Origin of the sequence: Vibrio sp. 1159, from assembly GCF_033340395.1 — a bacterium.
Classification (GTDB): Bacteria; Pseudomonadota; Gammaproteobacteria; order Enterobacterales; family Vibrionaceae; genus Vibrio; species Vibrio alginolyticus.
The window spans coordinates 60,808-73,096 of record NZ_JAWOWL010000002.1 but is presented as its reverse complement, the minus strand read 5'-3'; the positions used below and the strand labels follow the sequence as shown (position 1 = coordinate 73,096).

The window sequence follows — 12,289 nt, the reverse complement described above, 5'->3', positions numbered from 1 at the left end:
TAAAGGCATCCTCTAGCAGGGTGCCTTTTTAGTTTTAGCGCGTTACTGTTTACCCATTATGGAAATGGAAAGAATGAAATTCGAGCAAAAATGGGCTTTGGATGTTAGCTGCAACTTTTTGCTTACTTTGGGTGGAGGAGTTTTACCCATGTTTGTTTTATGTCACTAAACAGCGAATGTGATGCTTGCTTTTTAGTCATTTTGTTCACTCATTCATTCATATTGCGTATGCTTATTGAATAATAAAGAAATAAAAAACTCGTCAGTTTTCTCGTATTACATGCTGTAACAATCTGTTAGACTCCGGCGCAGATTGTGGAATATAAAAAGGTGATTGAATGTCTTTTCCCGTACTCATCTGTGATGATTCAGCGTTAGCACGCAAACAGATGGCGAGATCACTACCAGCCACATTGAATGCCGATATTACGTTTGCTATCCACGGAAAAAACGCGCTAGAAGAACTCGAAAAAAACGAGTTTAAATTGATGTTTCTTGATTTGACCATGCCAGAAATGGATGGCTTTGAAACACTAGAGCACATGCAACGGTTGGGGGATAAAACTCCGGTGGTTGTTGTGTCGGGGGATATCCAACCTAAAGCGAAAGAGCGCGTGTTCGCACTGGGTGCAAAAGCGTTTATTCAAAAACCGATCGCCAAAGATGAACTCAAGAAGGCGCTTAAAGAGTTGGTCGAGCCAGAACCTCGTCCTCAAATTATCACGCCTGTCTCTATTGAGTTACCGATTTTACGTCGTCGCGATATTTACATGGAAGTGGCTAACGTTTCAATTGGTCGAGCAGCCGATGCGTTGGCGCGTCACTTTGACGTGTTTGTGCAACTACCTCTGCCGAACGTCAATATCTTTGAAGTGAGCGAACTTCACATGGCGCTACGCGACTTGGCGTCGCATGACAACGTATCGGGCGTTTGTCAGGGATTTTGTGGCGAAGGTATTGCTGGCGAAGCGCTAGTGATTTTGAGTGATTCAAGCGTATCTGATCTCAAAAAGTTGATGAAAGTACCAGCAGACAGCGAAGAGCTAGAAGAGCTTGAGCTGCTAATGGATATTTCTAATATTTTGGTGGGGTCGTTCTTAAATGGTTTAGGCGAGCAGTCTGAAGTCCGATTCTTCCAAAGTCCACCAGTACTCCTTGGTCAACATATCTCAATTGACTCGATCATTGAATCTACAACTGGAGCATTCAGCCGCACGATGACATTCGAAGTGAGCTACAACATTGAAGGAACGTCGATTCGTTGTGACTTGTTGTTTATGTTTGTGGATGAATCCTTGCCGCTGCTTGATAACAAACTGTCTTATCTAATGGAGGAGTTCTAATGTTGAATATGCCAGCAGAGTTTGAACAATTCCATTGGATGGTGGATATGGTACAAAACGTTGACATGGGCTTAGTGGTCATTGATCGAGATTACAATGTACAGGTCTGGAATGGGTTTATGACTCATCACAGTGGTTTGCAGTCTCATGATGCGATAGGTCGTTCTATATTTGATATCTTCCCTGAAATCCCACAGGAGTGGTTTAAATTAAAAACAAAACCAGTGTATGACCTAGGCTGTCGCAGCTTCATCACATGGCGACAACGACCTTACTTATTCTGCTGTCGCAATGTTCGACCAGTTACGCAGCAAGCGGAGTTTATGTACCAGAATGTTACGTTGAACCCAATGCGCACACCGACTGGAAAAATCAACTCGTTGTTTTTGTCTATACAAGACGCGACGGCTGAAGCTCTGATGTCTCAGAATCAATAGCGATAAAAAACTTTCTCAAAAGCCAAGGTCCGCCTTGGCTTTTTTGTATACTTATAATTGTGTTTCCCAATGCGTAGAACGTGAATATGGACTTTAATCTCGCCCTAAAACTCTACACCGCAGAGCAAGTAAAAAACGGTGAAACGCTGGCTGCGCAAATGGCTGGTGTTTCTATGTATAGCTTAATGCAACGCGCTGGTATGGCCGTGTATGAGCGCTTTTTACATCTGTATCCTAAATCAAAAAATATCTTAGTGATTTGCGGTAAAGGGAATAACGGTGGCGATGGTTACGTATTTGCATCTCTTGCGAAACAAGCTCAACTCAATGTACATGTTTTCCAAATTGGTGATGTATCTGTGCTAAAAGGTGATGCTTTGCGCGCATACCAAGACTGGCAGTCAATCGACGGTGTTAACAATGATTGGGATGAATGGAATACCGCATTGCTAGAAGCAGATGTGATCATCGATGCCATGTTAGGCACTGGTTTAAGCGGTGAGGTTCGTTCGGAGTATCGTCGCTATATTGACCAAATTAATCAAATTCATACCCCTGTGATTGCAGTCGACGTTCCTTCTGGTCTGTGTGCTAATACAGGTGCAGTTTTAGGTGATGCTATTCGTGCCGAGCATACTGTAACCTTCATTGGGGTTAAACAAGGCTTATGCACTGGACAAGCGAGAGATCGAGTTGGCGAGCTCTACTTTTGTGGTTTAGGCGTCAATACTAAGTTTGATACTATCGAAGTAGAAAGTGCATTAGGTATTGATCATCAGGTTGTTTCAAGATTAATGCCCAAGCCAAATCCAACGGTCCATAAAGGTGACAACGGGAAGTTGCTTTGTGTTGGTGGCAATCAAGGGATGTCTGGAGCGATTCGTTTATGTTCCTCCGCTGCGATTAGAGCCGGAGCGGGTTTAACTGCCGCAATTACTCACACGAGTAGCCTTATTCCACTGCAGGTTGGTTGCCCAGAAGTAATGAGCCAGAGCATCACCGCTGACTTACTCAGGGATACTGAGAACGACTTAACTAAACGCATTCGCTGGGCTGACGTATTAGTGTTTGGTCCTGGCTTTGGAGATGATGAGTGGGCTTATCAAGCCTATCAATATCTGGCTCAAGAGCAGAAACCTAAAGTTGTTGATGCTGATGGCCTCAATATTCTAGCGATGCTGAGTCAGCGATGCGATGGCACTCTGGTGTGCGACAACCATCGAGTGATCACGCCGCATCCTGGAGAGGCAGCTCGACTACTAAATGTAACCATTCAACAAATAGAAAGTGACCGATACTCTGCTGCAAGACAACTGCAAGAGCGTTATGGCGGTGTAGTGGTTTTAAAAGGCGCGGGGACGCTTATTTACGATGGAACGAGAATGTACGTCTGTCTAGCGGGTAACGCCGGAATGGCGACGGGGGGAATGGGAGATGTGTTATCTGGAGTCATTGGTGCATTACTAGCCAAAGGTTTACCAATTTCTGTTGCCGCACGTTTAGGTGTGGTACTTCACAGTCATGCTGCTGATATAAACGTGAGTCAGAATGGTCAAATTGGTCTTTTGGCAAGTGATGTCGTTAGCACTCTTCGTACCGCTATCACCCAAGAGCTCTATCGAAATTAATTAGATTTCATGCATTGCTGAGAAAATTGGTCGATTTTTTTGAGTACTTTTTTACGAATTAGCAGGGCATCTTAGTATTAGGTGATTGAGTTTTAGGCAGGTTTGAGAGGTGATGCGTTTTAATTTTTAAGATATGACGCAAAGGTTTGCGCAATAGGTTAACTCAAGTACTTTCTCAAGTTGTTGATAGTTATAAATAATAAGAGGTTTTGGTGACTTGGGGAGCGTTTTTGATATGCGATTTTCAAGATGGTATCACAAAAAAAATTCAAATATCAGACTTGTAGGAAATAAATCACAGCCTATAATGCTGAAAACCGGAGCGTCTGCCAACGCTCCGGTTTTTTTGTGTCCGAAGAACAGTGAACTCGTCTGCCAACGAAATCACTACGCACTCTGGAATGACACATATACATATGAATCAAGGAATTACACAATGCGTATCGAACAAGAACTTAAGTTAGGTTTTAAAGATGTACTGTTTCGCCCGAAACGTTCTACCCTTAAGAGCCGTTCTCAAGTAAATTTAACCCGCGATTTTACATTCAAGCATAGTGGTCGTCAATGGTCTGGTGTGCCAGTAATCGCAGCAAACATGGATTCGGTTGGTAGCTTTGCAATGGCTAAAGCGCTGGCTGAGCATGGTGTAATGACCGCTGTTCACAAACATTACACGGTAGAAGATTGGGCTGAGTTTGCTAAATCAGCAGATAAAGTAACCATGAATAACGTTATGGTGTCTACGGGAACATCTGACGCAGACTTCCAAAAAACCAAAGACATCATGGCGCTTTCAGATGAATTTATTTTCATTTGTATCGACATTGCTAATGGTTACTCAGAGCATTTGGTCGAGTATGTTGAACGCGTGCGAGCTGAGTTCCCAGACAAGGTCATTTCTGCAGGCAACGTGGTTACTGGTGATATGTGTGAAGAGCTAATCCTAGCTGGTGCAGACATCGTTAAAGTGGGTATCGGCCCAGGCTCTGTATGTACAACTCGTGTAAAAACGGGTGTTGGTTACCCGCAGCTTTCTGCAATCATCGAGTGTGGTGATGCAGCGCACGGCCTTGGTGGCATGATCGTCGGTGACGGTGGTTGTTCTTGTGCGGGTGACGTAGCGAAAGCATTCGGTGGTGGCGCGGATTTCGTAATGCTAGGCGGGATGCTAGCGGGTCACGAAGAGTCAGGCGGCGAAGTGATCGAGAAAGACGGCGAGAAGTTCATGAAATTCTATGGCATGTCGTCGAAGAGCGCGATGGATAAGCACTCAGGTGGTGTCGCTGGCTACCGTGCGGCTGAAGGTAAAACCGTATTATTGCCATACCGTGGTAGCGTTCACGGCACTATTCAAGACATCCTTGGCGGCGTTCGCTCAACATGTACATACGTAGGTGCAGCAAAGCTTAAAGAGCTAACCAAGCGTACTACATTCATCCGCGTTCAAGAACAAGAGAACAACGTGTTCGGTAAAGAGTAAATCGACTGTATGTAACAAGTGTAAAAAGCAACCATAATTTGATATTGCCTCTTCATAAGTCTATTGCTTTTTAAGTTTATGACATTTTTGAAGAGGCAGTTTTATGTCTGCTCTACCTTCCCCTTCTACAGCCAGCCTGCTTTAACTTGAAACTGCGTTTGACACTCCTGCTCGAAACTAAACTAAATCACGTGAAAAACATACACCGTTAAGTCAGTGCTAAGATGGGAAAAAGAGTCACGGTAGAATCATTTTAGAATGTGCCGCTTGTTATCATTTTGATTTCGAGCTTAGCATCGTTCGTTTTTGCTCCTAGCCGATACGGTTTTCATACTGCTTCAATAGCAAAACCCATACCTATGTTCCAGACTTTCTAGTATCAGTTTGATACCGGTGAATATACGCTGTATGAAGTAAAATCCGATATGGAGAGTTCAAAATCGGAATTTCAATGTGAATGGGAAGCAAAAGTACAAGGCGCGTTTGCGTTAGGTTTGGAGCTAGAACTGGTTACAGAGGAAGAAATACTGGATGAGGTTATCTCTAGCAACCTTAAACTTTTGCATCGATATTCCCCAAGAGATAACCGAACCACTTTCATCAAACTCTCCTTACGATGTTAAAACTGAATGGTACCCAAACAGCGAAAAGTTTAGGACATCACCTCTGTCTAAATGGAAGAAAAATATTTCCATTCCTGTGTGATTTGCTCTCTCGAAGCCTACTTAAAACAAGCTTAGAGATCTCACCTCCTCTCGAATCTGAATTGGGTTGTTATGCCTAAGAAATCGTTCTCGAGTTTTCATCGGAAGTCGGCACTTCAGCAAGAAAAGCCTGAGCCAAATGAGAGGGTGTCGATACCAGCGATGTTGATGAAGAAACATATCGAGATATATCTGCATTTCCTGACAATATAGCCATTCAAATTACTTTTCGTCTAAGCATTCTTCGTTATTTAGCACTGTAAGTGCGAAAAATCATTCCAAAGACTATTGAACCACATCGTGTTGTACTACAACGGTTATATGACAAGATTATTCCAAGTGCAATATCAATACACCGGTGGTTGGTTTTCAGAGTATCTGATTGTATAGCTCCAAGGAATAAAGATAAGGGTAATAGTAAAGTCAAGAACCAACATTCGTTGATGCTTTGATGAAACAAGCTGTAGAAAAAGTTATCTTTGGGCGAAAAGCGCGTATCAGAAGGGCCAACAAGCGCGTGCGAAGGCAATTACGTCAGCATAATCTGAACAATGGAACGAAGTACAAATAGCCAACTTATGAATCCCTTCGGAAACGGGTTAAAAAGAAGGTCCCTTTCGAATTACTGACCGCGGAGAAGGGGGAGCGAGTCGTGAAAATAGAGTTCCGTCGGATGGGAAAAAAGATGTTGAGTTTTTACGTCTTTGAGAGGGTAGAAATAGATCATACGGTAGTAGATCTCTTTGCTGTACATGAAGAACATCGCGTGCCATTGGGCCGACCTTGGCTTACTCAATTAGTTGATTGTTACAGCAAAGCAGTTATTGGTTTTTACCTAGGGTTTGAACCACCTTGTAATTAGGTGGTTAAGTAAATCTCGATGTTTGCTCAGTAACTCATTAGATAAACAACCTAAGTCCGTGACTTCCATACCTACAGTTAAGATTGATTCCAATATTTCGACTGCAACTGAAGTTGAACCGCTCTTGACCAATTTAACTAACACATAATTAATATTGCTGACGGTGCGATTATGCTCAGGTGAAACATTGAAAAGTTGTTTTTTTACCAAAAGCTCTATGGTTCGAAAAAAGTGGGAACGAAAGTATGGTTACCACAGACCTTCATCGTCGGAGACCGCTATGTATCGCGTAAAACAACTACTAGGCGCTTCACTCACGCTTCGAAATTACAACGCACAAGTTGGGGAGACATACGCCATTATCAAAGCACTCAACACGCATACTTGAAAGAGGTTTTTGGTTATATCGATGCGACAACGTTAATAGACATGATGATTACTCCTGTTCTTACTGGTTGCACCATTAGTTTGGTACAACGGTGCTAGAAGGGAGGTGCGAAGATCACATCAAAGCTACTAAGTGCATTAAGATAGAGTTGAGACTTGGACTATCTACATATGAGATCAAATCGCAGAATTCAGCATTGGAAAGGTTCGACCGATTTTGTCAACACGCTGTCCGTTACTTCTACTCATACTAAGTGCGCCATTAGTTTGGCGCAACGAAGCTAGATAGGAGATACGTTCATCACATCAAATCCCCCTGTATTCCTCAAGCTATTTTAGCCTGAGGAACACATTTCAAGTGAAGCTTATTGAGGCGCTTTCATCGCTTCAGATTGCTCGCCCGTCATTACGAAGTGCAACTCACCACCCGGTATGAACTCGGAATGGTCGAAGAAGAAACCGTTATCCAAAGCTTTGCCATTGATGGTGACAGACTTGATGTACATGTTGTCATCGGCGTTGTTCTCTGTGGTGATGGTGAACGTGCCGCCTTTCACTGGAATCACCGCTTTGTCGAATAGCGGACGACCCACAGTGTAGATAGGTTCTGCCGCGTTCACTTGGTAGAAGCCTAATGCAGACATCACATACCAAGCGGACATGGCGCCTACGTCTTCGTTACCAATGACGCCTTCTGGCGCTGCAAAGTACATGTCATCAAGAATGTGGTCGACGACTTGTTGTGTCTTCCAAGGTTCTGCGGTCCAGTTGAATAGGTAAGGAATGTGGTGCGAAGGTTCGTTACCAAACGCAACTTGACCAATCAAACCAGACATATCCGGTGTTTCTGTACCTTGGCTTTCTGCGGTGAAGGTTGCTTCTAGGTTCTTCTGGAACTCAGCATCGCCACCCATGATGGTTTTTAAGCCTGCGATGTCATGCGGTACAAACCAAGTCCACTGCCACGCGTTACCTTCGGTGTAGTTGCCTGTTTCGTGCTCCGTACCGTATGGGTCGAATGGCGTCATGAAGGTTTCATCAATCATCAATGGGCGCATAAAGCCCGTCACGCCATGCTCTGCGTACTCCGTTGGGTTGTAATCGAAGTACTTTTTGTAGCCTTTCGAGCGTTCAAGGTATTGCTCTTCCGCTTGAGTATCACCGGCTGCTTTGGCGATTTGTGCGATAGCCCAATCGTAGAATGCGTTTTCCAGACCGTAAGAAACAGACTCAACCGTGTAGTCTTCAAATACTGGCTCACCATCGACACGTTGGATAGCTGGCGTGAAGCCGTTTTTCTCAATGTAGTCGATGTGCTTGGTTAAAGTGCGATCCAATACGCCCTGATCCCAATCGGCTTGCAGTGCAGGGTAGTTGTCGTAAGTCGAAGAGTCGATCGCGGCTTTCAGCGCCAGGTCTTTCTCTTGTTGAGTAAACTCTTCTGGGAATTTGGTGATCGCATCCGCAATCACTGCTACCGCTGGATAGCCGACCATGGTGCCTGTTTCGTCACCTAAGTGCTCCCATTTCGGCAGCAAGCCGCTTTCAGTGTACTTCTGAACTAGGTTCTTCGCGTATTGCACCGCGCGGGTTGGCTCTGTGATGGTTTTTAGTGGGTGTAATGCACGTTGGGTATCCCATAGAGAGTAAACCGAGAAGTTTGGCTGCTCTTCTGTCGCTTGACCATAAGCGATGGAGTATTCCCCTTCACCTTCACGAATCGAGCCTTTGCCCATGCCACGGAATCGACCATCTACATCTTGATGCACCATCGGCGCAATCTTGGTGTGGTAAAGCGCAGTGTAGAAGATCTCTTTCTGATCTTCTGTGCCCCCTTCGATAGAGAAGTTGAGCGCTTTTGCCCATTTCTCACGTGCGTTGTTGCGCGCAGTATCGAAAGAGACATTCGCTTCGGCATCGTAGTTGTTTTCTGCGCCTTGTGGGTCAACCGCAGATAACGCCACTTGCGCATTCAACTCTTGTGAGCCTTCATCTTCAAATTCGATGTAGGCAGTAACGTCCGCTTTGACACGCTTAACTGGATTACCTTGGTCATCGTAAATCAATTCAGAAACGTGCTCTGCCGTTAGGCCGTCAACAGGTTCGCCATTGGCAAGGATGTAAACGTCTTTGATCTTCTTATCGAAAGTCGCATAGAAGAAGATTTTTTGGTTTTTCGCCCAACCAGAGAAGTGCGCTGCATCGCGCTCACCCGTGATGGTATGACCGTCTTCGCTCACCGTCAGTTTGTTGCGCAGAGAGGTCGAACCCCAGTCGCTGTTGAGGATGGAGTTGAGGTCAATCTTCAAACGTTGTGGTTGACCTTGCGGGTAGGTGTAACGATGGAAGCCGACACGTTCAGAAGCAGTAAGCTCAGCTTTGATGCCGTTTTCTGCAATCTTCACAGAGTAGTAACCTGCTTCTGCCACTTCAGAGGTTTTGTCCATCTTGACCGAAATCGCTTCGCGGTAGTCGTCGCTGTCTTCGATGTATTTAGCTTTATCTTCGGTAAACGGCAGGAACAGAATGTCACCTAAGCCGCCCATACCCGTGCCAGATAGGTGAGTGTGGGAGAAGCCAAATAGGGTCTTTTTATCGAAGTGGTAACCTGATGAAGAGTGCCAGCCGATCAGCTCGGTATCTGGAGAAAGTTGCACCATGCCTTCTGGCACAACAGGACCCGGGAAGGTGTGTCCGTTAAAGCCGGTACCAATGAATGGGTCGACGTATTTTAGGTTGGAAGTATCGACGCTTGGTGAGGTGTTATCGTCGTCATCGTTGCAGCCAGCCAAACCAATAACACTCGCAATCACTGCGGTGGCGATAGCGGTTTTCGTAAAGTTCATAATCTTGATTCCTTAGGCAGGAAGCGCGTCACTTCCTGCCACTGAGTTAATCTATCTGCTTATTCTTTAAACACGAATTACATAAAACGTTACTGAGCTTGAAGCGCTTCTTGCTTGTCACCCGTCATGATGAAGTGAAGCTCGCCGCCCGCTTTGATTTCGCTGTGCTTGAAGGTGAAGTTGGCATCCAGCGGTTTGCCGTTGATGGTTACGGACTTCACGTACTTGTTGTGTGGGCTGTTGTTGTCTGCGATGACGGTGAACTCGCCGCCCTCCACTGGAATGGTGATTTCATCGAACATCGGACGACCAATGGTGTAGACCGGATCCGCAGGCGTCACTTGATAGAAGCCCATTGCCGACATCAAGTACCAAGAGCTCATCTGACCCACGTCTTCGTTACCGATCAAACCAGTTGGTTCGCTGGTGTACATCTCTGACATGATGCGGTCTAGGTACTCTTGCGCTTTCCATGGCTCATCCGTTAGCGCGTATAGGTAAGGAATGTGGTGCGATGGCTCGTTACCGTGCATGTACTGACCGATGTAACCCGTTAGGTCTGGTAGCTCTTCGCCTGTGTTTGAAGAACGTGCATTAAATAGCTCGTCCAAATCTTCACGGAACGCTTTCTCTGGCGTGGTGTCTTTGCCTTGCGCCAAGTCGGCTTGGTAGATTTCTTGTTTCAGGCGGTTGAAATCGTGCATTGGTTGGAACTTCCATTGCCATGCGTTCCCTTCGGTGTAGGCAAACTCGTCCACGTAGTAAGGGTCGAATGGTAGCAGCGGGCATTTCTCTTTCATCACACCTGAGCCTTCTGGCCACTCAACCATTTCACACTCATCCAAACGATCTTCATCAATTGGTTGGTTGAACTCCAAAGGTGGTTTGTTTGGTGATGAGCTTAGCGGGTGGTTTTTCGGACGTAAGAAGCCTGTCTCTGCATCCCAATGGTTAAGCCAGTTGTCGGCACGAATCATAAACTCTTCTTGCAGTTTTACATCGCCAGCCATGCGTGCGATTTCCGCCATTGCCCAGTCGCCGTAAGCAAACTCAAGCGTGTAAGACGCACTGTTCCAGTAACCGTGATGAACAAAGCCGTTTTCTTCGTACACCTTCACTTGCACAACGTTTGCTGCGCCGATGTTGTTGTCTTCCGTCCAATCTGGGAATTCAGACGCCTCGTGGTAACGCACCGTAAACTCAGCTGCTTCTTTGGCAAGTTGTGGGTCGATGTCTAAGCCTTTCGCCATCGCGTCAGCAATGATAGAAACTGCAGGGAAGCCGATCATAGTGCCCGTGTAATGGCTGTGCAGTTCCCATTTCGGCAAGATGCCACCGTCTTCGTATTTACGAATTAAGTCGTTGGCAAACTCTTCGGCACGTTCTGGGTCGATAATGGTTTTCAGTGGGTGCGCTGCACGGAAGATATCCCACATGGAGTACACAGAGTAGTTTGGTGTGTCGCCCGCGTCTTTTTGAATGCGAGTACGCATCGCAGGGTATTGACCGTCGACATCTTGGAAAATCATTGGCGCGATAGAAGCGTGGTAAAGAGCGGTGTAGAAGATCTCTTTTTGATCTTCCGTGCCGCCAGATACCATCATGCGGCTGAGCTCTTGGTGCCATGCATCGTTGGCTTGAGCGCGCGCAGTATCAAATGACACGTCTTTCGCTTCTGCTTCTAGGTTCTTCTCTGCACCTTCTGTGCCTGTTGGTGACAAGCCTACTTGGATTTCTAGCGGTGTTGATGATGGTGCGAATTCTAGGTAAGCGATGGTTTTCACTGCGTCGATGTTGTCGTTGTTTACATCGATTTCCGTTTCTGCGCCGTCAACTAGAGCAATGGCTTTGACGATAGGTTGGTTGAAGGTGGCGTAGAAGTAGACGTGTTGGTTGTTCGCCCAACCGTTCGAGCTACGTAAACCGCGAATGGTGTAAGCGTCGATGAACTCTAAATCACCCTTCATGGTGCGGTTGTTGAAGTGACCTTTGTTGAGAGTGTGGTCTAAATCGAACTTGATGTGTGGCGTGGTGCCTTCTTTGAAGGTGTAGCGGTGGAAGCCAACACGTTGCGTGGTAGTTAGCTCAGCTTTGATCTCGCCTTTGTTCAGTTCAACCGCGTAGTAGCCCGCTTCTGCGGTTTCGTTGTCTTTATCGAAGGTGTTGAAAACGGCGTTTTCTTTCTTGGTGAAAGGCAGAACTAAGATGTCACCAAGGTCGGTAATGCCTGTGCCAGAAAGGTGAGTGTGGGAAAAACCATACACTGGGATTTCAGTCAGTTTGCCGTGGTCGAAGTAACCTGCGGCAGAGCCCCAACCTTCCATTTCGGTATCAGGAGATAGTTGTACCAAACCATAAGGCACAACCGCCCCTGGGAAGGTGTGACCATCTGCGCCTGTACCAATCAATGGATTGACGTATTGAGTTAGTGTGGTGTCGAGGGATGGAGTACCAGATTTGCTGTTGTCGTCATCACTGTTACAACCAGCAAGACCAAACATGGCAGCGAGTATAGCGGTAGAGATAAGAGTTCTTTTTAGTTTCATTTTTATGGTTCCACTGAAGTGAAGTTTTTTAGGGGGCTAGATGCCCCCTTTCGTTA

The 12,289-nt window shown here is 45.8% G+C and carries 6 protein-coding genes and 1 pseudogene; 5 read left to right on the top strand and 2 right to left on the bottom strand.

The features are described from left to right. The first annotated feature begins 338 nt into the window (after positions 1-338). The 5 genes and pseudogenes from R7127_RS02040 to R7127_RS02020 all read left to right on the top strand — a co-directional run. Complete coding sequence (locus R7127_RS02040) at positions 339-1,343, top strand: response regulator (protein WP_005373466.1); 1,005 nt, start codon at positions 339-341, stop codon at positions 1,341-1,343. After that, on the top strand, positions 1,343-1,780 hold the full coding sequence (locus R7127_RS02035) for a PAS domain-containing protein (RefSeq protein WP_005373463.1): 438 nt from the start codon (positions 1,343-1,345) through the stop codon (positions 1,778-1,780). The genes R7127_RS02040 and R7127_RS02035 overlap by 1 nt, the downstream gene beginning before the upstream one ends. An 86-nt stretch (positions 1,781-1,866) precedes the next feature. Further along, positions 1,867-3,408: a bifunctional ADP-dependent NAD(P)H-hydrate dehydratase/NAD(P)H-hydrate epimerase gene (locus tag R7127_RS02030; protein WP_005387691.1), complete on the top strand. Its 1,542-nt coding sequence runs from the start codon at positions 1,867-1,869 to the stop codon at positions 3,406-3,408. 436 nt (positions 3,409-3,844) lie between these two features. Continuing rightward, the gene (locus tag R7127_RS02025; RefSeq protein WP_005373458.1) at positions 3,845-4,888 is read left to right on the top strand and encodes a GMP reductase; all 1,044 of its coding nucleotides are present in this window, start codon (positions 3,845-3,847) and stop codon (positions 4,886-4,888) included. 1,773 nt (positions 4,889-6,661) lie between these two features. Beyond that, positions 6,662-6,842 (top strand): annotated as a pseudogene (locus R7127_RS02020) (IS5/IS1182 family transposase); the annotation flags it as partial. A gap of 364 nt (positions 6,843-7,206) precedes the next feature. On the opposite strand, the gene R7127_RS02015 reads toward R7127_RS02020, so the two are convergent. Both R7127_RS02015 and R7127_RS02010 read right to left on the bottom strand, forming a co-directional pair. After that, positions 7,207-9,687: a GH92 family glycosyl hydrolase gene (locus tag R7127_RS02015; RefSeq protein WP_064376237.1), complete on the bottom strand. Its 2,481-nt coding sequence runs from the start codon at positions 9,685-9,687 to the stop codon at positions 7,207-7,209. 89 nt (positions 9,688-9,776) lie between these two features. Continuing rightward, a complete protein-coding gene (locus R7127_RS02010) occupies positions 9,777-12,233 on the bottom strand; it encodes a GH92 family glycosyl hydrolase (RefSeq protein ID WP_115386551.1) in 2,457 nt (818 codons plus the stop codon). Positions 12,234-12,289: the final 56 nt, after the last annotated feature.

Excerpts from the sequence above, each read along its gene's own strand:
- R7127_RS02010 (WP_115386551.1), bottom strand. The coding sequence starts at position 12,233 with ATGAAACTAAAAAGAACTCTTATCTCTACCGCTATACTCGCTGCCATG.
- R7127_RS02025 (WP_005373458.1), top strand. The coding sequence starts at position 3,845 with ATGCGTATCGAACAAGAACTTAAGTTAGGTTTTAAAGATGTACTGTTT.
- R7127_RS02035 (WP_005373463.1), top strand. The coding sequence starts at position 1,343 with ATGTTGAATATGCCAGCAGAGTTTGAACAATTCCATTGGATGGTGGAT.
- R7127_RS02015 (WP_064376237.1), bottom strand. The coding sequence starts at position 9,687 with ATGAACTTTACGAAAACCGCTATCGCCACCGCAGTGATTGCGAGTGTT.
- R7127_RS02030 (WP_005387691.1), top strand. The coding sequence starts at position 1,867 with ATGGACTTTAATCTCGCCCTAAAACTCTACACCGCAGAGCAAGTAAAA.
- R7127_RS02040 (WP_005373466.1), top strand. The coding sequence starts at position 339 with ATGTCTTTTCCCGTACTCATCTGTGATGATTCAGCGTTAGCACGCAAA.